Here is a 20,886-nt window from a genome sequence, read left to right as displayed (position 1 = left end):
GATTTGCCATGCAAATCGAAGCGTTTATTGGTTCTTCCCCCAATTTTCAATATACCAATACAAAATCCGATCTGGTTTTAATGATTGTTACAACGGAAAAAATGAGATGGGTGCTGCTGATGATCGTGCTGGTCGCGATCTGCTGCACCCCGGTATCTGCATCGTCGCTGTTCGTTGGAGTCGCTCCCGCCTCAACACCGGTTCCGTCGACAAACTCCAACCTGGTGAGTGAACTCTCTGTGTCCGGTTATTCTGCCCAGTACCAGCAAAATGTCTCCTGGCCTTCCGAAAATTTCCTCCTCAAGGGGCTGGCTGAGGACGCCCCCAACGGGACGCTCTTCGTCACGGATAGGTCGACTACGTCCGTCACAATCCTCAATGCAACGACGATGGCAGTGCAGGGATCGCCGATCCCGCTTTCAGGTATAAGTATAGACTATCCCCTGAATAGTGTGTACGATCCCGAGCATAGCCGCCTGTATATCTATGATAATGGAAATCAAGATCTGGTCGGGTTTGCATGGGATTCAACTAATCAAACGCTGAACTACGACGGGATGACGATTGTCCTTCCCGAACGTTGTTCCGGACTGGCTCTGGATTCGGTCGCTAATATTCTCTATGTATTGCCAGAAGATCCTGATCCGGATATCGGCTCGATCCATCGATATAGTACGGTGACGGGAGCGTCTCTGGATGATATCTCTCTCGGAGTATGGGGGCTCAGTCAGATCTCCTCACTTGCCGTCGACAGTGAGAACCACTGTCTCTATATGAAAGCATATTATTCCCTCCTTGATTCCGAATGCATGTTCAGCTGGAATACCTCCACTTCCAATTTCAACACCGGGATTGCTTCGGTTTCGGATAGTGATACCATAATGGCACTGGCCGTGGATCCTGCCTCTCATTACCTCATTGCAGCGACAAAATCTCAGAATTTGGGTAATAATCTGTATTATCCAATGATTGAATTTTATGACCGTTCCATGAACCAGATGGACTCTGCCTTGGCCTGCCCGTCGGATTTCCCCGGCGTCTCAAGGAGAGGGAATCTGCCGGACGACTATTATCTGGCCGTCCTCCCTGAAACATTAGCCCCGCCTGTGGCGAACTTCACGGCAGACGTGACGAACGGCACCGCTCCGCTCGAGGTCGAGTTCACCGATCAGTCGACCGGTTCCCCGGATTCGTGGCACTGGGAGTTTGGTGACGGCACTACCTCGACCGATTTAGGGTTCGCAGACCATACCTACACGGAAGCCGGGAACTACACGGTGAATCTGACGGTGGCGAACCCCGGCGGGAGCAACTCCACGACAAAGACCAACTACATCACGGTCCATGCCCCGATATTTGCCCCGGTTGTGAACTTCACGGCGAACGTAACGAACGGCACGTCTCCGCTGACCGTCGGTTTCACTGACCTTTCGACCAATTCCCCAACGGATTGGCTCTGGGAGTTTGGTGACGGTACCACCTCTACGATGCAGAACCCGGTCCACACCTTTACGGATATCGGGAACTACACGGTGAACCTGACGGCGGCCAATACTGGTGGGAACAACACCTCGATCAGGACCGACTATATCACGGTCACCCAGGTACCCGTTCCAGTGGCCAACTTCTCGGCGAACGTTACGAATGGGACATCCCCACTGTCGGTTGGTTTCACTGACCTTTCGACCAATTCTCCAACGGATTGGCACTGGGACTTCGGTGACGGCACCACCTCTACGATGCAAAACCCGGTCCACACCTTTTCGGATATCGGGACCTACACCGTCAACCTGACGGCGACGAACGCCGGGGGGAATGCCACCCAGACCAAGACGGATTATATCACGGTCACCCAGGTGCCCGTTCCAGTGGCCAACTTCTCGGCGAACGTTACGAATGGGACATCCCCGCTATCGGTCGGTTTCACTGACCTTTCGACCAATTCTCCAACCTCCTGGCTGTGGGACTTTGGTGATGGCACCACCTCTACGATGCAAAACCCGGTCCATGCCTACATGGCGGCCGGTAACTATTCAGTGAACCTGACGGCGACGAACGCCGGGGGGAATGCCTCCCAGAACAAGACGGACTATATCACGGTCCATGCCCCGGTGTTTGCCCCGGTTGCGAACTTCACGGCGAACGTGACGAACGGCACCGCACCGCTCTCAGTCGGTTTCACTGACCTGTCGATAGGTTCCCCGGCGACCAGGTCGTGGAACTTCGGTGACGACAATACCTCGACCGAGCAGAACCCGGTCCACACCTATACGGCGGCAGGGAACTACACGGTGAACCTGACGGTGACGAACGCCGGCGGTTCCAACACCTCGGTAAAGACGAACTACATCACCGTCCATGCCGTGGTGCCACCGACCACCGCACCAACGACAACTGTTCCGACGACGGCACCGACCACACCACCAACAACAGTACCAACGACTGTGCCGACGAGGATTCCGACGACGATTCCCACGACGATACCGGTGACCCCGACGCCAACCGCGACGGTGCCGCCGCTTGTAGCGAATTTCAGCGCGAATGTGACGACCGGCCAGACTCCGCTCGCCGTGCAATTCACTGATGCGACCTCTGGTTCTGTCCAACAGTACTTCTGGCAGTTCGGCGACGGCGGGGCATCGTTCGATAAGAACCCGGTCCACACCTACTCGGCAGCCGGCACCTACACTGTCTCCCTCGTCGCCATCGGTTCTACCGGGGCTGATGTGAAGACGATCCCACAGTACATCACCATCACCACACCGGGAACACCGACCGTCTCACCGACTGCGACGGCGCCGACCCAAACCGTAACGACAACGGTGACAGCGACAACGCCAGCTCCAACCACTACAACAACCGTCACCCCAACCGTGACGTTGACGACCGCAACGACGACCGTGACCCCGCTGCCGACCTCGTCCGGGCATGACCTGCCGCTCGCGAACTTCGTGGTCACCTACCAGGCCGGCTCGGGCTCGATGGGCATCCAGGTCACCGACGCCTCGACGAACGCCACCACCTTGAAGTACGACCTCGGCGACGGTACGACTACCGCCTATAAGAACTTCAAGTATACCTACTGGCAGCCCGGCACCTATACGATCACCCTGATCGCAACCAACGACGCCGGGTCTTCGACGAAGACCGTCGCGGTGACGGTGCCGGCCGGTTCGCCGACGATCACGACCATTGTACCAACCGTGACAACGCCGGCTCCAACGATGACTGTCTCGCCGACAACGACGGTGACCTTACCAGTTACGCCGACCGTGACGTCGACCGTAACCCCGACACCAACACCAACCAATCCGAATCTGCCGGTGGCGAACTTCACGGTCACCTTCCCGGGCGGCCCGGGTTCGATGGGCATTCAGGTCATCAACACTGCGGTGAACGCGACTTCAGTCCATTATAACCTCGGCGACGGGGCGACCACCGCCTATCCGAACTTCACCTACACCTACTGGCAACCCGGCACCTACACGATCAACCAGACCGCGACGAACGCGGCCGGGTCTACCAACAAAACTCTGGTCGTGACCATACCCGCGGTACTGACTCCGACCACGACAACAACCCCGGCCCCAACCACGATCTCACCGACGGTGACCGTCACCGGTTCAGCCTACAACGGCCCGCACACGATCCCAGGAACATTGCAGGCCGAGGATTACGACCTCGGCGGTGAGGGTGTCGCCTACCACGACACCACTGCCGGCAATGAAGGTGGCGTCTACCGGCACGACGACGTCGATATCGAACAGCTCGACACCGACGGGTCGCCGAACGTCGGCTGGATCCGTTCCGGCGAGTGGCTTGGGTACACCGTGAACGTCAGCACGGCCGGCACCTACACGGCCGGGTTCCGTGTTGCTTCCTCCCACTCCGGTTCATCGATCCAGGTCTATGTCGACGACGGTACGACCCCGGTCGCGACAGTGAGCGTCCCGAACACCGGTGACTGGCCCGCCTTCCGGACCGTCTCGGTGCCGGTGACCCTGCCGGCAGGGCAGCACCGGCTGAGACTTGCGTTCCCGACCGACTACGTCAACATCAACTGGATCAGTTTCGCCTGAACCGGGGCGTAACCCTCCGGTTCGTTTCCTTTTTTACTGAATGAGTCTTTGAACCCGTGTCCCTCTCGATGGATTTTTCGCGCGAATGTTGATTTAATCTCTATCCTGCGTATCTCCCTGATATTGAAAAACTCATCCCGATCCTCGTTCTTGTATAAAAAATATGTGCTGTGTGATTTGCCATGCAATATGCAATGCAAATCGATGCGTTTATTGGTTCTTCCCCCAATTTCCAATATACCAATACAACATCCGATCTGGTTTTAATGATTGTTACAACGGAAAAAATGAGATGGGTGCTGCTGATGAGCGCGCTGGTCGCGGTCTGCTGCACCCCGGTATATGCATCGTCACTGTTTACCGGTGCCCCTTCCCCAACCAGTAGCGTACCCAACACGGTGAGTGAGTTCTCAGTATCCTACTCTGCCGATCAGTATCAGCGGAATCTCACCATCCCCCGATCCGATTCATTTTTTGACATTGCTGGGATGGCTGTGGACGCTCCCAACCGGACGCTCTTCGTCACGACAGGTCGATATATTCATCAAGGATATCCTGAATCTTATAATCTTACAGTCATCGATACTACGACGATGCAGCAGGTGACGACGGTCCCCATGCTGGATGTAATGACGGGAGTCAGTGGCAGTGCGTTCGACTCGGGGCATAACCGTCTGTATGTCTATTCGTCTGATTTAGGGAGTTTGTTTCGGTATGTGTGGGATTCCACTACTCAGACACTGACCCTCGACGGGGACCCGATCGGCCTATCGGATGGTTGTAGTGCATTTGCTGTAGATCCGGTCGAAGATGTGCTCTATGTGGTAACATATTCAGGTACTATACAGAGATACAGCACCGTATCCGGGAGTCGCCTGGAAGATCTCACCCTCCCGGAACCCATGGAGGTCAATTTCCTTACAGTCGATGAAGTGAACCACTGTCTCTATATGTGGGCTATGGCTTCTGATTCCACTATTCACCTTGTCTGTCTGAACCCCACCAGCAACCTTCTCACCCAGGGAGACACGATTACCGGTGCTGAAGTAACAGCACAGGTTGTGGATCCCGCATCTCATTACCTCTATGTTGGGACGACCCGTAAAGTCTCAGATGGCGATGACCCTCTGATGATTCCCGAGATCAGAGTGTATGACAGTTCCCTGAGACTGAAGAACACGATCCCCGCCGGCCCCTCGGATCTCATAGCAACCAAGTCCGACCACCTGCTGGAACCAGTTTATCTGGCCATCATCTCTGATGGAATCGTTCCCCCGACCCCGACCCCTACGCCGACATCAGCCATCACGGCCGGCTTCTACGCCTTCGGCCACGTCGGCCAGGCTCCGTACCCGGTTCGGTTCCTTGACCAGTCGACTGGCTCGCCGACCGCCTGGAAGTGGGATTTCGGGGATAACACGACGTCGACCGAGCAGAGCCCGACGCATATCTACAATCAGACCGGCGCCTTCAACGTTGCCCTGACCGCCTCGAACGACCAGGCGAGCGACACCTGCACCCAGTACCGGTGCGTCATCGTCAACACCGTGCCGGCCGCGAACTTCACGGCCAACGCGACCGCCGGCCGGACACCATTCACCGTTCAGTTCACCGACCAGTCGACTGGGGCGACCGGGTATCAGTGGCAGTTCGGTGATGGCACGACGTCGACCGAGCAGAACCCGGTCCACACCTATACGACCCCCGGGTCGTACTCGGTGATGTTGACAGTCTCCGAGCCCAACTACGGGAGTGTCTACACGCAGAAGCCCGGGTACATCACGGTCACCGACCCGCCGACGGTCGGGTTCTCGGCGAACGTGACGGCTGGTCTTGCCCCGCTCGCCGTCCAGTTCAACGAGTCGACGAACGGTTCGGTCCAGTATTATTACTGGCAGTTCGGCGACGGGGGAACTTCGTTCGACCAGAACCCTGTTCATATCTATACCAACGCCGGCAGTTACACCGTCTCCCTCTACGCGATCGGTTCGAACGGAACAGAGGCGAAGACGGTCGATCAGTACATCACCGTCACCTCGCCGGTGACGCCGACCCCCACCACGCCGGCACCGGTGAACACCACGACGGTACCGACGACGCTGGTTCCGACCGCAACCGTCACCCTGGTGCCAACGAACACCACCGTGGTTCCTACAGTCACGACAGTCGCTCCGACTGTCACCGGTTCGGCCTATAACGGCCCGCACACGATCCCCGGAACGCTGCAGGCCGAGGACTACGACCTCGGCGGTGAGGGCGTCGCCTATCACGACACCACTCTAGGTAATGAGGGCGGCGTCTACCGGCATGACGACGTCGATATCGAGCAGCTCGACACCGACGGGTCGCCGAACGTCGGCTGGATCCGTGCCGGTGAATGGCTTGCGTACACGGTGAACGTCAGCACGGCCGGCACCTATAATGCTGGGTTCCGTGTTGCGTCCTCCCACTCCGGTTCATCGATCCAGGTCTATGTCGACAATGGTACGACGCCCGTCGCGACGGTGAGCGTCCCGAACACCGGCGACTGGCCCGTCTTCCGGACCGTCTCGGTGCCGGTGACCCTGCCGGCCGGGCAGCACCGGCTGAGACTTTCGTTCCCGACCGACTATGTCAACATCAACTGGATCAGTTTCACCTGAACCGGGGCGTAACCCTCCGGTCCGTTCCCTTTTTTTATATTGGATGATTTTCTGAATCGGTGCCCCTCTCGATGGATAGATCGCGCAAATGTTGGTTTGGCCTGTATTCTGTTCTTCTCCAGGATCGAGGTATTGCTCTCTCTTCTGCAGATGAATCATTGAAAAAGTCATCCAGATCCTCATTCCTGTATAAAAAGATGCGCCGTGTGATGTGCCATGCAAATCGAAGCGTTTAGGGATCATCTCCCCAAATTTTTACTGTCAAATCAAAAACGATCTGGTCTTAATGAAGGTTATTACAGGATTAATGGGAGGGGTGCTGCTGGTGTTCGCGCTGGTCGCGGTCTGCTGCACCCCGGTATCTGCATCGTCGCTGTTTGTTGGCGCTCCTTCCCCAACCATGGATGTACCAAACACCGTGAATGAGTTCTCTGTATCCGGTTCTACCGCCCAGTATCAGCAGAACCTCACCATTTCCCGATCAAATTCATTCTTTAACATTAAAGGGATGGCTGTGGACGCTTCCAACCGGACGCTCTTCGTCACGAATAATCGATATCATCCTACAGGGTATAATATCACAGTCATCAATGCTACGACGATGCAACCGGTCACGAACCTTTCACTCTCCGCGACATTTCGTGCAGGTAAGTGTGTGTTTGACCAGGGACATGACCGTCTGTATGTCTATGATACAAATGGGGGGGATCTGGTTGGGTATACGTGGGACTCAGACAATCTGACTCTGACGCCCGACGGGATGTCGATCCCTCTGTCGGAGGGGTGTAATGGACTTGATATCGATCCGGACGAGTATCTGCTCTATGTGATAACTTATAATGGTACGATTCAAAAATACAGCTCCGCCTCCGGAGTTTTCCTGGGAAATGTCAGCCTTCCGGTTGATACAGGTGCATACTCCCTTGCGGTCGATGACGTGACCCATTGTCTCTATATGGAGACGGTCTCTTCAGATCAATGCACCTACTCCCTGCTCAGACTGGACCCCTACGGCATCCTTCCCACCAGAAGTATCGTATATCAGCATCTCGATCAATACAGTTATCACTCCGATCTATTCCTGAAACTGGCCGTGGATCCCGCATCTCATTACCTCTATGCAGGGACGACCCGTAAAGTCTCAGATGACGATGACCCTCTGATGATTCCTGAGCTCAGAATATATGACAGTGATCTGAACCTGCAGAACACGATCCCTGTTGGTCCCCCGGATATCACTGCCACACGGGATGATCACCTGCTGGTACCAGGTTATCTGGCTATCCTCTCTGATGGTATCGTTCCCCCGACCCCGACGCCGACATCAGCCATCACGGCGAACTTCTACGCCTTCGGCCACGTCGGCCAGGCTCCGTATTCGGTCCGGTTCCTGGATCAGTCGACCGGCTCGCCGACCGCCTGGAAGTGGGATTTCGGGGATAACACGACATCGACCGAGCAGAACCCGACGCATGTCTACAACCGGACCGGCGCCTATAACGTTGCCCTGACCGCCTCGAACGACCAGGCGAGCGACACCTGCACCCAGTACCGGTGTGTCATCGTGAATGCAGTGCCGGCAGCGAACTTCACGGCCAATACGACCGCCGGCAAAACCCCCCTCACCGTGCAGTTCATCGACCAGTCCACCAGCGGTGCGGACGGGTACCAGTGGCAGTTCGGCGACGGGACGACCTCGACCGAGCAGAACCCGGTCCACACCTATACGACCCCCGGGTCGTACTCGGTGATGCTGACAGTCTCCGAGCCCGACTACGGGAGTGTCTTCGTCCAGAAGCCCGGGTATATCACGGTCGGCGACCCCTCGACGATCGGGTTCTCGGCGAACGTGACCGCCGGTCTCTCACCGCTCGCCGTCCAGTTCAACGAGTCGGTGAACGGATCGGTCCAGTATTCGTTCTGGCATTTCGGTGACGGTTCGACCTCGATGGATTCCAACCCGGTCCACGTCTATGATACGCCCGGTCAGTACACTGTCTCGCTGATGACCGTCGGCTCCAATGGAACCGAGACAAAGACGGTCGAGGACTACATCAACGTCACCAACCCGGTGACACCGGCTCCCACCACGCCGGCACCGGTGAACACCACCGTGATTCCGACACCGACTGAACAGAACTTGCCTGTAGCGAACTTCACGGTCACGGCCGGTGCCCCGGGCTCGCTGGCGATCCAGGTGATCGACACCTCGGTGAACGCGACCTCGGTCAGCTACGACCTCGGTGACGGCACCACCACCTCCTATCCGACATTCCGGTACACCTACTGGCAGGCCGGGACGTACACGATCGAACAGACCGCGACCAATGCCGTCGGCTCCTCGCATAAGACCCTCACGGTGACGGTGCCGGCTGCGGCGCCTACAACGACCCCGACCGTGACTCCAACGACGACAACAACGGTCTCACCGACCGTGACGGGTAACCCGTACAACGGTCCGCATACGATCCCAGGAACGCTGCAGGCCGAGGATTACGACCTCGGTGGTGAAGGCGTTGCCTACCACGACACCACCCCTGGAAACGAGGGCGGCGTCTACCGGCATGACGACGTCGATATCGAGCAGCTTGACACCGACGGGTCGCCGAACGTCGGCTGGATCCGTGCCGGTGAATGGCTCGGGTACACCGTGAACGTCAGCACGGCCGGCACCTACAACGCCGGGTTCCGTGTTGCTTCCTCTCACTCCGGCTCATCGATCCAGGTCTATGTCGACAATGGTACGACCCCGGTCGCGACGGTGAACGTCCCGAACACCGGTGACTGGCCGGTCTTCAGGACCGTTTCGGTGCCGGTGACCCTGCCGGCCGGGCAGCACCGGCTGAGACTTTCGTTCCCGACCGACTACGTCAACATCAACTGGATCACCTTTGTCTGATAGGGGGAGGGTGTTCTCTCCTTTTTTTAGTATATTCACGTCGTGTTCTGGGGTTGTCCATCCTCAAATCAGGTTCCAGTCCTCGAATCGTTCAGGTACCTCGTGGCTGAAACTCTGGCACGAGGGATCATCAGTCTCCTGAAGATTATTGGAGAGGATCCCTGGGTGTGATTGGGAGAGGATGAGGAGATCAGAAGAGGAAGAAGATGAGGGCGAAGAGCCCGCCTGAGAGGGTCGCGGACAGGTTGGTCCCGGAGTTCCCGATCAGCCCCCGATTCTCAAAGAGGGCGCCGACGACACTGTCGACATTGGTGCCGACCAGCCCGGCGATCGTCACCACCGCGACCATCGTCGGGTCCGCCACCCCTAACAGGTAGGCGACGAGCGCGATGCAGAACGAGGCGATCAGGGCGGCCGCCTCGCCGACCATCGTGACCCCGCCGTTGGTTCCGGGCCGGACCTGTTCGAAGGTGGTGATCAGGTACGGCGTCTTGCCGGTCACCCCGATCTCACTGGCCACGGTGTCGCCGGCCGCGGTCGCGACCGACCCCAGGAAGAGAGCGATGAACATCGGATGCCCGGTCACCCCGAAGAGGACCGCGGCCGCGGTACCGACGATCCCGTTGGAGAAGACATTCCGATATCCCCTGACCCCCCCGTGAGCCTCCTCGACCCCGATCCTGGTCTTGTACTCGAACTTGTACCGGGTGCAGACCGATCCGATGATGAAGAAGACCAGCATGATCAGGAACCATCGGAAGTCGGCGATGATGATCAGGATGATCCCGATCAGCGCAGCGCTGAAGAGCCCGCTCAGGTCGGCGGCCTTCAGCCTGTACGCGAAGTACCCGAACGTGAGACAGATGATCGCGACCGCCAGCAGACGGGTGGTGTCGACCATGATGTTCAGGTCGACGAAGAGGTACAGGGTCATTGCGACCCCGAGCATCTCCACGAGGAACGCGTCCTCCCGATCCTCCATGATCGCCTTGAGGAGCACCCCGACGATCGCCGCGATCACCACGGCCAGGGCGGCGGAACGTCCGAGGTACTCCATGATCAACAGCCCGCTGGCAAGGGCCGTGATGGTGAAGAAGATGTACCCCCTGGGGACGCTTCCGTCCGATTTTTCGTTCCCGGCCGGCCTGATCCGGCGTGCCGGACGCTGCTGCGACAGGAGCGGTTCGCCCTCTCCGATCAGGTAGGCCAGTTCCCCGAGGATCATGATCCCGAGCGTCACAGAGTAGACGAAGACCGGGATCACCCCGGCACCGTACAGGATCGTCAGCACGATGATCGGCAGCGAGGGGTACGGTTCTGTATAGACGAGAAAGATCAGCCCGAATGCCAGGATCACCAGCAGGGAAAAGACCTGGGGAGCCTGCAGGGCGGGGGCCAGTACAATACAGACGAGGCCGAGCAGGGATGCGAGCAGAACGCCTGGCTGTACTGTCATTCCGTTATCATTGGCGCTGGAGTAAAAAGAGTTTTGTCGTCGCGAACGAGGAAGGAAGAGAGAAGATACGTCGACATAAATCCGCTGGCAGGAGCTGTCGAACAGTATATGTCATGTAAGAACAAACAGCTGCGTAGATGTCAGCATCACCTCAACTCCCAAAGCAGTACGACGCCATCGAAGTGGAAGAGCGATGGCAGCGTATCTGGCGTGATGAGACCAATTACTTCGATCCGACCTCGACAAAGCCGCAGTTCATCATCGACACGCCACCGCCGTACCCGACCGGGAACTTCCATATCGGAAATGCGCTGAACTGGTGTTATATCGACTTTATCGCGCGGTACCGGCGTATGAACGGGTACAATGTAATGTTCCCGCAGGGCTGGGACTGCCACGGCCTTCCGACGGAGGTGAAGGTCGAGGAGACCCACGGGATCACGAAGAACGATGTACCCCGCGAGGAGTTCCGGCGGATGTGCCGGGAGCTGACAATTGGAAACATCGAGAAGATGCGGGCGACGATGCGGCGGATGGCCTTCACCACCGACTGGTCGAACGAGTACATCACGATGAAGCCCGAGTATTACCGGAAGACGCAGATGTCGTTCCTGCAGATGCTCAAGAAGGGATATATCTACCAGAGCGAGCACCCGGTGAACTACTGCACCCGGTGCGAGACGGCGATCGCCTTCGCCGAGGTGGCCTACGAAGAGCGGACTACGAAGTTGAACTTCTTCGACTTCGACGGGCTTGAGATCGCGACGAGCCGGCCTGAACTGCTGGCGGCCTGCGTGGCCGTGGCGGTCAACCCCGAGGACGAGCGCTACACCGGAATGGCCGGCAGGAAGATGACGGTGCCGCTCTTCGGCCATGAGGTGCCGCTGATCGAGGACGAGGCCGTCGACCCTGCGTTCGGGTCCGGGGCCGTGATGATCTGTACGTTCGGGGACAAGCAGGACGTTCACTGGTGGAAGCAGCACCACCTGGATCTCCGGACGGCCATCGACCTGCACGGGAAGATGACCCCCATCGCCGGAAAGTTCTGCGGGATGACGACCGAGGAGTGCCGGGCTGCGGTCCTCGACGCCATGCGCGAGGCCGGAATTCTGAAACGGCAGGAGCCGCTCGAGCAGCGGGTCGGTACCTGCTGGCGGTGCAAGACCCCGATCGAGATCCTCTCGGAACGGCAGTGGTTCGTGAAGATCAACCAGGAGGAGATCCTCGATGCGGCTCACCAGGTCAAATGGAACCCCGAGCATATGCTCCTCCGGATGGAGGACTGGGTCGGCAAGATGGAGTGGGACTGGTGTATCTCCCGGCAGCGGATCTTTGCAACGCCGATCCCGGTCTGGTTCTGTAAGGACTGCGGGGAGATGATCCTGCCTGAGGAGGCCGATCTCCCGATCGATCCGACCGTCGACACCCCTGCTCACCCGTGTCCGAAGTGCGGGTCGACGACCTTTATTGGGGAGAAGGATGTGCTCGATACCTGGATGGACTCGTCCATCTCGGTGATGAATGTGACCGGGTGGGACGGGACTGGCAAGCCGGCCCACTTCCCGGCACAGATCCGGCCGCAGGGGCATGACATCATCAGGACCTGGGCCTTCTACTCGATCCTCCGTGCGGTCGCCCTGACCGGCGGCGCCCCCTGGGAGGAGATCCTGGTCAACGGGATGGTGCTCGGCGAGGACGGGTTCAAGATGTCCAAGAGCCGCGGCAACATCATCGCCCCTGAGGAGATCATCTGCAAGTACGGAGCCGACGGCCTCCGGCAGTGGGCAGCGGCCGGGGCCGCCACCGGTTCCGATATCATGTTCAACTGGAACGATGTGGTCGCCGCCTCACGGTTCCAGACCAAACTCTGGAACATCACCCGGTTCGTGGTGATGCAGCTGGACCGTGCCGAGTACCGCCATCAGGAGCCGACGGTCCTCGCCGACCGCTGGCTCTCGGCGAAGCTCGCGGCGACGGTCGCTGAGGTGACCGCTGCGATGGACGCCTACCAGTTCGACCGTGCACTCCGGGCCATCCGGGAGTTCGCCTGGGAGGTGCTGGCCGACGAGTACATCGAACTTGTGAAGGGGAGGCTGTATGCCGAGGGCGAGGGAAGGGACAGCGCCTGTTCGACGCTGGCCACCACCCTCGATGCCCTCTGCCGGCTGCTGGCTCCGTTCATCCCCTACTTTGCCGAGGAGTGCTTCTCAGCGATCGGCGAGGGCTCGGTGCACGCCCAGCCCTGGGTCACCTACGCGTATACCGATCCCGAGGCCCTCACCGACGGGGAGTTCCTGGTTGCGCTGGTCAGTGAACTCCGGCGGTACAAACACGATCACGGCATCGCCCTGAACGGCCCGCTCGGGAAGGTGACCGTGATGGTTCCCCACCCGATCGACGACGGCGGAGACGCCGCCAGGACCCTGAACGCGGATCTGCACTGGCATACCGGCCCGGCCGACCTCGAGCAGGCGATCACCGATATCAAGTTCAACATGGCCGTGATCGGGAAGACCTTCAGAAAGGATGCCAGTGCATTCATGGACGCCGTGAAGGCCCTGCTGGAAGAGGAGATCGAGCACCCGCCGGCCACGATCCAGGTGAACGGCGCCGAGGTGGCTGTGCCGGAGAACGCCTTCTCCCCGGTCTACTCATACATGATCGAAGGAGAACAGGTGGATGTGATCACGGTCAGGGATGTGATCGTGACGATCCAGCGTTCCGCCTGACCGCTTCCCGGATGGTCTGGTCCATGAAATGATGGACCTCGGCCAGATCCAGTTCTGCATCGATCACCACGAACCGTGATGGTTCGGCCCTGGCGAGGGCCAGGTACTGCTGCTGCACGGCTTCGAGCACGGCGGTCTGCTCAAAATGCTCTTTTTTCGGCCGTCCCCTGGTGATCCGGGCGAGGGCCGTGCCGACCGGCAGCACCATCAGAAAGGTCAGGTCCGGGGCGATCGACCAGTGCTGGTGCACCTGACGGAGCCAGGTGCCGGGGTCGGGGAGCACCCCCTTCAGCATCACCGACTGGTAGGCGTACCGGCTGTCGACGTAGCGGTCGGAGATGATCACCCTGTTCTTCGCGAGCCCCGGTCTGATCACCCGGGCGATGTGAGCCGCATGGTCAGCTGCAAAGAGGAGCGCCTCTGCCACCGGATCGATCTCCTCGGCGATCCCGCGCCTGACCGACTCCCCGATCCAGGTCGACCCCGGTTCCCGGGTGAAGATCGGGTCCAGGTCGGCGAGCGAATGTTTCAGCCGGCGGACCAGCGAACTCTTTCCTGCGCCATCGATCCCTTCGATGGTGATCAGGACCATTGTCCCCTCCGCACCGCATCGAGGGGGATGATCCCTTTGTGCACGGCCGTGGCCACGATCGCGCCGTCGAACCCGGTTTCCTGCAGGGCATCGAGATCCTCTTCCCCCTTCACCCCGCCGCCATAGAAGAGCCGGCCGGTGCAGGCCTCTCGCAGCCGGGCCAGGCGATCCCGATCCAGTCCGGTTTCGGTCCCGACGGCCTGGATGTTCAGCAGGATACAGCCGTCGAAGGAGTACCGGCCGGCCGCGGCCAGGAAGGAGACTGGGTCGGTCCCGGTGGGGATGACACCCCCGTCCCTGATGTCCAGGCTCAGGTAGCCGCCGTGGTAGCGTTCGAGGTCGGCTCCGCCGGTCTCAGTGCCGACGATGGTGCTGACCCCCGGGACCTGCAGGTAGTCCTCCGGTCCCCTGCACCCGCGGTCGAGATAACAGTGCTTCACCAGGGGGGCACAATCCTTCACCTCCCGGTCATGATCACCGCGCCCCTCGATCCGGTCCAGGTCGGCGATGTACAGATACGCGGGGCGGAGGGTCCTGACGAACCCGACAGGCTCTGCTGTTGGGGCCGGCCCCCAGGTCAGCGGCGCGTACTGGTCGCGTCTGCCGCTCTTTCCGTGGACGACCAGCCCATCCTTGAGATCAACTGCCAGGATCAGTTCCATGGTAAAGGATTTGACCCTTTATCGAGATAACTGGTTCTATTCCAGCGGAACCACTATTAGGATAAGCGTCATTCTCTTTTTATGAAATTACTGGTCAGCCCTAGCAGTCCTGAGGAGGCTCAGCGTTCGCTCGCTGCTGATATCATTGACGTGAAGAAGCCCTCAGAGGGATCTCTGGGTGCAAACTTCCCCTGGGTGATCAGGGCGATCAAGGCGATGACCGAGAAACCGGTCAGCGCTGCAATCGGCGACTTTGACAACAAGCCGGGCGGTGCTGCTCTTGCCGCGTACGGGGCGGCCTGTGCCGGTGCCGATTACATCAAGGTCGGGCTGATGCTCAACGACCCTGCGGCCGCGGCCGAGGTGATCGAGGGTGTCGTCCGGGCGGTCAAGGATGATTTCCCTGAGAAGTACGTGGTGATCGCGGCGTATTCTGATTATGAACGGCTCGGAACGATCTCTCCGTTCGATATGACCCCGCTGGCAGCAGCGGCGGGCGCGGACTTTGCGATGATCGATACCGGCAGGAAGGACCGGCGGTCCACCTTTGAGTTCATGGACACAGAGGCGCTGACCCGGTTCACCGCGATGAACCGGGACGCCGGCCTCGGGACGGCCCTGGCCGGCTCGCTGGTCTTCGAGGATCTCCCGGTCCTGAAAAGGATCGATCCGGAGATCATCGGTGTCCGCGGTATGGTCTGCGGCGGCGATCGAAACGCGACCATCCGCGAGGATCTGGTCGCCAGGGCGATTGCGGAGGTGCGGTGATGAAATACGCCGATAAACTGCAGATCCCGACGGCTCTGACCTTTGACGATGTGCTGCTCAAGCCGGCGGCGTCGTACGTGGAGCCCTCGGAGACCGATGTCCGGTCGAGGTTCTCGAAGAAGATCGCCCTGAACATTCCCCTGGTCTCGTCTGCGATGGATACGGTCACCGAGTCGACGATGGCCATCGCGATCGCCCGTGAAGGAGGGATTGGGGTGCTCCACCGGAACATGTCCGTCGAGGAGGAGATCCGGCAGATCACCATCGTCAAGCAGGCAGAGGAATTGATCGAGCGGGACGTCCAGTCGGTCACTCCCGAGTCGACGGTCGCCGATGTCGAGCGGCTGATGAATATCCATGGGATCGGCGGTGTGCCGGTGCTCGACGACGATCAGCGGATCATCGGGATCGTCTCCAGGCGGGACGTTCGGGCGATCGTCTCCAAGCGGGGTGCAGAGAGTATTCGGACGATCATGACCAAGCAGCCGATCACCACCGGGGAGAACATCAACATCGACGATGCCCTGGAGGTGATGTACACCAACAAGGTCGAGCGGCTTCCGGTGGTGAACAGCGAGAAGCGGTTGCTCGGGATCATCACGATGCAGGATATCCTGGAGAAGCGGCAGTACCCGCGTGCGATCCGGGATGATCTGGGGAATCTCCGCGTCGCTGCGGCGGTCGGTCCGTTCGACTTCGAACGGGCGATGGCGCTCGACGGGGTCCATGCCGACGCTCTGATCGTGGACTGCGCCCACGGCCATAACATGAAGGTGGTGCAGGCCGTTCGCGACATCAAGGCCAGTGCGACGGCCGAGGTGATCGCAGGGAATATTGCGACCGCTGAGGCTGCCACGGCCCTCTCCGACACGGTCGACGGGCTGAAGGTTGGGATCGGGCCGGGCTCGATCTGCACGACCCGGATCGTCGCTGGTGTCGGTATCCCGCAGATCACCGCGATCGCGGAGGTCGCCGGGGTGGCCTCTGAGGCAGGTGTGCCGGTGATCGCTGATGGGGGGGTCCGATTCAGCGGCGATGTCGCCAAGGCGATCGCCGCCGGCGCCGACAGCGTGATGATGGGTTCGCTCTTCGCCGGGACCGATGAGGCTCCTGGCCGCGTGATCGCTATCAAGGGGAGACGGTACAAGCAGTACCGCGGTATGGGTTCGATGGGCGTGATGAGCAGCGGGGTCTCCAGCGACCGTTACTTCCAGAAGAAGGAGATTGGGAAGACCAAGTTCGTTCCCGAGGGTGTCGAAGGAGCGACCCCGTATGTGGGTCGCGTCTCCGATGTGATCTACCAGCTCGTCGGCGGGCTGCGGTCATCGATGGGCTACACCGGCTCGGCCACGATCCCGGACCTGCAGAAGAACGGGGCATTCGTCCGTATCACTGCCGCGGGTATGGGGGAGAGTCACCCGCACAATATCATGATCACCGACGAGGCACCGAACTATCGGATGTTTGAGTGATCCAACACCTATTTTTATATACAATACTCCCTAACATAAAGTAAATAATGCTCGACCAAGAGGAAGTATCCCGCCTCCTCGATATTCTTGGAAACAGGAACAGAAGGCGGATCATCGACCTTCTCCGTCAGAAGCCCTGTTTTGTCACTGAGATCTCGGACCGGCTCGTGCTCAGTCCGAAGGTGGTGATCGAACACCTGGCCATGATGGAGCGGGAGCAGATCATCACGTTCAACCAGGATGAGCGGAGGCGAAAGTACTACTTCCTCTTCAATGACATCACGTTCAGCGTCGACCTGAAGAGGCGCGACGACCTGATCTCTCTGCCAGAGCGGAGTCAGCAGGCGGTGCTCAGAAACGGGCTGGTGATGCTGCGGCGGCTGATCAGTGCCCGTGAGAACCTGATCCTGAACCTGGAACAGATTGACCGCGATATCGATCTTAAAATACATGATATGCTTAAGTATGGTAAGGATATACTGCAGAACGAAGGGGATCTCGATCTCCTGATCGCTCTCTCTCATTACGACCTCACCTTCGAGAGTCTCGAGGAGCTGACCGGTATGTCCTCCTCAGAATTGAATAGCACGCTCGCCCGGCTGAAGAAGAACGGGCTGGTGGAGAACCAGGGAACAACCTATAACCTGAGTGGTATACATGCCGAATAATCCAAATGACGATATCTATCAGAATATTGCTCGCATCATGGAGCAGCTGCTCAGAAGTCTGCCCGAGTCAGAGCACGGGCCGATCATCGGCGTCACGATCATCGCCGGTGGGAGGCAGCAGGAGACAGAATCTCAGGGTGAGGAGCGCGTCCCCTATGAACTGGTCGAATCGGGGGAGAAAGTCTATATCACAGCTACGATCCCGACAGAGACCAGGTCCGCTCCCTATGTGGACATCCAGCCTGCACAGGTCAAACTGGTGATGGACGATCAGGTGACCGCCGTCGACCTGCCGGTGCCGATCGATGTCCAGCACAGCTTCTACCAGGTCCGGCACGGCGTCATCGACGTGATCTGCCACAAGAAACCGGTGGACAGTGCCCAGACCGTGATCTGAACAATCACTCTTACCCTTTTTTGCCGGCAATGCCGGATTCTCGTCTGACGTGACGATGCTGTACCTCCCGTCCCAAACCGGCCGGCAGTGATTCACCGGTGCATCTCTTGACGTATCAGAAATGATATAAAACCGAAGTCCTTCTCAGAGTGAGACAACGGTTGAATTGTTCAGAAGGTCGCGTTGTTGATATGCCTTATTGGGGTTCATGTTTTTTCCGGCTCAGTTTCTTCGTCACACTGGCAGGGTCGGATCAAATTTTTTCGCGTTTTCAAAACAGATCGCTGATTCATTGAACCGCTTCATATTCTGGAGCGTAATCCCTTTCGAATACCAGCAGTACCCATAGGTGGGATCGAGGTCAAGTCCCTGATCGTAACACTGCAGGGCTTTTTCGTACTGGTTGAAGACATTGTTGTAATAATTTCCCCGTATGCACCATGCGGTTGCATTCAGCGGATCTTCCGTCACTAACTGGTCGTAATACCTCTGGCTTGCGTTGCTCTCCTCTGCAAATTGTGACTGATTTTTCACCGCCATCGCAGGGTTTGGGGCGATGCATCCTGAGTGGAAGAGAAAGATGAATAGCACAAACATACTGCTTAAAAAATAATTCATATGGTTTTTTTCTCTCTCCTCTTCTGTACATAAGCATTCCGTTACCGGGTTCGCATGCCAAACGTCAGAGACAACGTATCCCTTTACCGAACTGGATGATATTGTTGTCGTCCGTCGACGTTCTGGAATAATCTCTGCCAATTTTTCCCGCAGGGGTGCTCCACTGCACTCTCCCGCTCATACACTTCATTCTGTCCCCCCTCTCCTCACACCGTCATCCTCCGGAAGACCTGCATGCAGAGGGCGATGATGACGACACAGAGCACGCTCAGCAGTCCGATCTGCATCAGCGGGAACTGGCCGGCTTCCACCGCTCGGATCGCATCGATGGCGAAGCTGAGGGGGTTGACCGATGCGATCGTCCGCAGCCAGGGAGGCATCACACGGTAGGGCATCAGGGCGCTGGAGGTGAAGAAGAGCGGCATGGAGATCATCGTATTGACTGCGCCATACGAGTCGTGATCCTCCACGTACAGGGCCAGTGTCGTGGCCAGCCCAGAGAAGAGGATCCCGAAGAGGACCAGGATCAGGTAGACCATGCCGTACTGTAAGGGCGACAGGATCGTCGCACCGATGAGGATCGAGACCAGGAAGATCACCGTCGACTGGATGAGCCCGCGGAGGGTGATGAAGAGGATCTTCCCGAAGAGGATGTCCTCGCGGGGTGTCGGGAGGGCGAGGAACTTGTTCAGGAACCCGAGGATCCGATCGAACATCAGCAGCGCCCCGCCCTGCAGCGACGAGGCGAGGATGGTCATGACCAGGATGCCGGGGGTGATGAAGTCGAGGTAATTGCCGGTGAAGGTGACCGGCAGGGCGAGCCCGACGAAGATCAGCCATGCGGCCGGCATCACCAGCAGCGATACGACGGCGATCCTCCCGCGTAACCACTTGATCATATCCCGTTCCATGTAGTACCAGATGCCGCTCATCTCCGCCTCCGCAACATCGTCCGGAACTGGCGGTCATTGAAGGTGTGGGGCTCCTCCTGGACCCCCACGGCATGGAGGAAGACATCGTCGAGGGTCGGCTCCTGAAGAGACAGCGACGTGACGGTCGTTCCGTTCGCAGCGAGGGCCTGGGCGATCAGCGGGAGCGCCTCCCTCCCGTTCTCCACGGTGAAGGAGACCTCGTCCTCCACCCGCCCGACGACCCGGACCCCTTCGATCTCAGGTGGGATGAACGCTCCTGCGATCGTCGCGGTGACGATATCCTCCATCAACCGGGCCTTGAGGTCGGCCGGCGAACCGAGGGCCATGATCTTTCCTTTGCTGATGATCCCGACCCGGTCGCAGTACTGGTCGGCCTCGTCCAGGTAGTGGGTCGTGACGAAGATCGTCATCCCCCTTCCCCGAAGTTCCCTGATATGTTCCCAGATCTTCTTCCTCGCGGCGACGTCGAGCCCGATGGTCGGTTCGTCCAGGAAGAGGACGGCAGGTTCGTGGACCAGCGCCTGGGCCAGTTCGAGCCGGCGGCGCATCCCCCCGGAATAGGTTTTGACGAGATCGTCGGCCCGGTCCGAGAGTTCCATCACGGCGAGGGCTTCATCGGTCCGGTCTTTCGGGTCCGGCACCCCGTAGAGTTTTGCGAAGAAGAGGACGTTCTCCCGCCCGGTCATCTTGATGTCGACGGCCATCTCCTGCGGGACATAACTGAGGTTCTTCCTCACCAGACTCCCTTCTGTTACGATATCGTGGCCGCAGACCAGTCCCTTCCCTTCGGTCGGGCGCAGCAGCGTGGTGAGCATCATCACGGTGGTGGTCTTGCCGGAGCCGTTGGGCCCCAGCAGCCCGAAGATCTCGTTGTCGACCGAGAGGGTGAGATGGTCGACGGCACACAACGAGTCGTAATATTTCGTGAGATCGAAAACCTCTATCGCGTTCATCGGAGTCCCTTATCTCTAT

Annotated in this window: 14 protein-coding genes; 8 read left to right on the top strand and 6 right to left on the bottom strand. The window is 58.9% G+C overall.

What is annotated here, in order from left to right; translation table 11 throughout:
• Positions 1-101: 101 nt before the first annotated feature.
• The 3 genes from MPAL_RS14680 (at position 102) to MPAL_RS17365 (ending at position 9,620) form a co-directional block, all read left to right on the top strand.
• Positions 102-4,079, top strand: a complete 3,978-nt coding sequence (locus MPAL_RS14680; RefSeq protein WP_052292253.1) for a PKD domain-containing protein — start codon at positions 102-104, stop codon at positions 4,077-4,079.
• Between the two features lie 287 nt (positions 4,080-4,366).
• A complete protein-coding gene (locus tag MPAL_RS14675) occupies positions 4,367-6,721 on the top strand; it encodes a PKD domain-containing protein (protein WP_052292252.1) in 2,355 nt (784 codons plus the stop codon).
• A 286-nt stretch (positions 6,722-7,007) separates the two neighbouring features.
• The gene (locus tag MPAL_RS17365) at positions 7,008-9,620 is read left to right on the top strand and encodes a PKD domain-containing protein (RefSeq protein WP_012618684.1); all 2,613 of its coding nucleotides are present in this window, start codon (positions 7,008-7,010) and stop codon (positions 9,618-9,620) included.
• Between the two features lie 190 nt (positions 9,621-9,810).
• Here the strand turns inward: MPAL_RS17365 and MPAL_RS10310 are convergent, their stop codons facing one another.
• The gene (locus MPAL_RS10310; protein ID WP_012618683.1) at positions 9,811-11,076 is read right to left on the bottom strand and encodes a TIGR00297 family protein; all 1,266 of its coding nucleotides are present in this window, start codon (positions 11,074-11,076) and stop codon (positions 9,811-9,813) included.
• A 137-nt stretch (positions 11,077-11,213) separates the two neighbouring features.
• Between MPAL_RS10310 and MPAL_RS10305 the strand changes: the two genes are divergently transcribed.
• On the top strand, positions 11,214-13,805 hold the full coding sequence (locus MPAL_RS10305) for a valine--tRNA ligase (protein WP_012618682.1): 2,592 nt from the start codon (positions 11,214-11,216) through the stop codon (positions 13,803-13,805).
• On the opposite strand, the gene tmk is transcribed toward MPAL_RS10305, so the two are convergent.
• Positions 13,768-14,397, bottom strand: coding sequence for a dTMP kinase (gene tmk / locus MPAL_RS10300; RefSeq protein WP_012618681.1), 630 nt, complete (start codon positions 14,395-14,397; stop codon positions 13,768-13,770). The genes MPAL_RS10305 and tmk overlap by 38 nt on opposite strands.
• Positions 14,388-15,059, bottom strand: a complete 672-nt coding sequence (locus MPAL_RS10295) for a HisA/HisF-related TIM barrel protein (RefSeq protein WP_012618680.1) — start codon at positions 15,057-15,059, stop codon at positions 14,388-14,390. Before MPAL_RS10295 ends, tmk begins: the two co-directional genes overlap by 10 nt.
• 81 nt (positions 15,060-15,140) lie before the next feature.
• Between MPAL_RS10295 and MPAL_RS10290 the strand changes: the two genes are divergently transcribed.
• From MPAL_RS10290 to MPAL_RS10275, 4 genes are read left to right on the top strand one after another with little or no spacing between them, the layout of a single operon-like run.
• Positions 15,141-15,827, top strand: coding sequence for a (5-formylfuran-3-yl)methyl phosphate synthase (locus MPAL_RS10290; RefSeq protein ID WP_012618679.1), 687 nt, complete (start codon positions 15,141-15,143; stop codon positions 15,825-15,827).
• Positions 15,827-17,299 (top strand): IMP dehydrogenase, encoded by a 1,473-nt coding sequence (gene guaB, locus MPAL_RS10285; protein WP_012618678.1) that lies wholly within the window; start codon positions 15,827-15,829, stop codon positions 17,297-17,299. The genes MPAL_RS10290 and guaB overlap by 1 nt, the downstream gene beginning before the upstream one ends.
• A gap of 47 nt (positions 17,300-17,346) precedes the next feature.
• Positions 17,347-17,967 carry an ArsR/SmtB family transcription factor gene (locus tag MPAL_RS10280; RefSeq protein WP_012618677.1) on the top strand — a complete coding sequence of 207 codons (621 nt, stop codon included), beginning with the start codon at positions 17,347-17,349 and terminating at the stop codon, positions 17,965-17,967.
• Entirely contained in the window at positions 17,957-18,364 is a 408-nt protein-coding gene (locus tag MPAL_RS10275) for a hypothetical protein (RefSeq protein ID WP_012618676.1), read from the top strand. Before MPAL_RS10280 ends, MPAL_RS10275 begins: the two co-directional genes overlap by 11 nt.
• A 234-nt stretch (positions 18,365-18,598) precedes the next feature.
• Here MPAL_RS10275 and MPAL_RS10270 read toward each other — a convergent pair whose 3' ends face one another.
• From MPAL_RS10270 to MPAL_RS10260, 3 genes are all read right to left on the bottom strand, one after another.
• On the bottom strand, positions 18,599-18,955 hold the full coding sequence (locus MPAL_RS10270; RefSeq protein WP_158303670.1) for a tetratricopeptide repeat protein: 357 nt from the start codon (positions 18,953-18,955) through the stop codon (positions 18,599-18,601).
• A 233-nt stretch (positions 18,956-19,188) separates the two neighbouring features.
• Positions 19,189-19,914 (bottom strand): ABC transporter permease, encoded by a 726-nt coding sequence (locus tag MPAL_RS10265; protein WP_012618674.1) that lies wholly within the window; start codon positions 19,912-19,914, stop codon positions 19,189-19,191.
• On the bottom strand, positions 19,911-20,867 hold the full coding sequence (locus MPAL_RS10260; protein ID WP_012618673.1) for a daunorubicin resistance protein DrrA family ABC transporter ATP-binding protein: 957 nt from the start codon (positions 20,865-20,867) through the stop codon (positions 19,911-19,913). Before MPAL_RS10260 ends, MPAL_RS10265 begins: the two co-directional genes overlap by 4 nt.
• Positions 20,868-20,886 lie beyond the last annotated feature (19 nt).

Origin of the sequence: Methanosphaerula palustris E1-9c (assembly GCF_000021965.1) — an archaeon.
Taxonomy (GTDB): domain Archaea; phylum Halobacteriota; class Methanomicrobia; order Methanomicrobiales; family Methanospirillaceae; genus Methanosphaerula; species Methanosphaerula palustris.
Note: the sequence above shows the minus strand (reverse complement) of the source record. Positions and strands in the feature narration are given on the sequence as shown.

Coding starts and splice junctions, on each gene's coding strand:
- MPAL_RS10260 (WP_012618673.1), bottom strand. CDS start 20,867: ATGAACGCGATAGAGGTTTTCGATCTCACGAAATATTACGACTCGTTG.
- MPAL_RS10275 (WP_012618676.1), top strand. CDS start 17,957: ATGCCGAATAATCCAAATGACGATATCTATCAGAATATTGCTCGCATC.
- MPAL_RS14680 (WP_052292253.1), top strand. CDS start 102: ATGAGATGGGTGCTGCTGATGATCGTGCTGGTCGCGATCTGCTGCACC.
- MPAL_RS10295 (WP_012618680.1), bottom strand. CDS start 15,059: ATGGAACTGATCCTGGCAGTTGATCTCAAGGATGGGCTGGTCGTCCAC.
- MPAL_RS10310 (WP_012618683.1), bottom strand. CDS start 11,076: ATGACAGTACAGCCAGGCGTTCTGCTCGCATCCCTGCTCGGCCTCGTC.
- tmk (WP_012618681.1), bottom strand. CDS start 14,397: ATGGTCCTGATCACCATCGAAGGGATCGATGGCGCAGGAAAGAGTTCG.
- MPAL_RS10305 (WP_012618682.1), top strand. CDS start 11,214: ATGTCAGCATCACCTCAACTCCCAAAGCAGTACGACGCCATCGAAGTG.
- MPAL_RS10265 (WP_012618674.1), bottom strand. CDS start 19,914: ATGAGCGGCATCTGGTACTACATGGAACGGGATATGATCAAGTGGTTA.
- guaB (WP_012618678.1), top strand. CDS start 15,827: ATGAAATACGCCGATAAACTGCAGATCCCGACGGCTCTGACCTTTGAC.
- MPAL_RS10280 (WP_012618677.1), top strand. CDS start 17,347: ATGCTCGACCAAGAGGAAGTATCCCGCCTCCTCGATATTCTTGGAAAC.
- MPAL_RS17365 (WP_012618684.1), top strand. CDS start 7,008: ATGAAGGTTATTACAGGATTAATGGGAGGGGTGCTGCTGGTGTTCGCG.
- MPAL_RS14675 (WP_052292252.1), top strand. CDS start 4,367: ATGAGATGGGTGCTGCTGATGAGCGCGCTGGTCGCGGTCTGCTGCACC.
- MPAL_RS10290 (WP_012618679.1), top strand. CDS start 15,141: ATGAAATTACTGGTCAGCCCTAGCAGTCCTGAGGAGGCTCAGCGTTCG.